General features: G+C 51.0%; 1 protein-coding gene. It reads left to right on the top strand.

The window, feature by feature from the left end:
* On the top strand, positions 1-547 hold a 547-nt coding region (locus R7044_RS27430), incomplete at both ends, for a trypsin-like serine protease (RefSeq protein ID WP_225456253.1).

Here is a 547-nt window from a genome sequence, read left to right as displayed (position 1 = left end):
GGATGCCACTTGTCGTCAGGCGGGTGGAAACTACACCACCGTTGGGGAAGTGGCATTCTGTGCAGGCGTGCCGCAAGGTGGGATAGATTCATGTCAGGGTGACAGCGGTGGCCCAATCGTTATTAATCGCGGCGGTGCGATTACCCAACTTGGCGTGGTTAGCTGGGGAATAGGGTGTGCACGTCCGGGTATGTACGGCGTGTACAGTGATATTGCAGCATTGCGCAGTTTTGTGGATGGCGTCATCGGCACTTCAACTCCTCCGAAAGATAACGTTTCTGTTGGTTACACTGCTAATCAAACGTTGCCAGCGTTTAATGTTGGCGAACTCAAGCAGCATGGATTTGTGATTAGTAATTCGGGAAATACTGCATTCACTGTCGAAAATGTACGCATTGGCGGCTCAGGAGTGACTGATGCAGCACTGATTGCCAACGATCAATGCTCTCAAACAACGTTAGCTGCAAATACGAGCTGTCGTGTGGATGTGGAGTTTGGCGCATCACAAGCGGGTGAAGCTAGAGTGACGTTGAACTTCGGTGTTGAT

It is taken from the genome of Vibrio sp. 1402 (assembly GCF_033340275.1).
The sequence above is the reverse complement of the archived record's forward strand: the minus strand, read 5'-3'. Positions and strand labels throughout refer to the sequence as shown.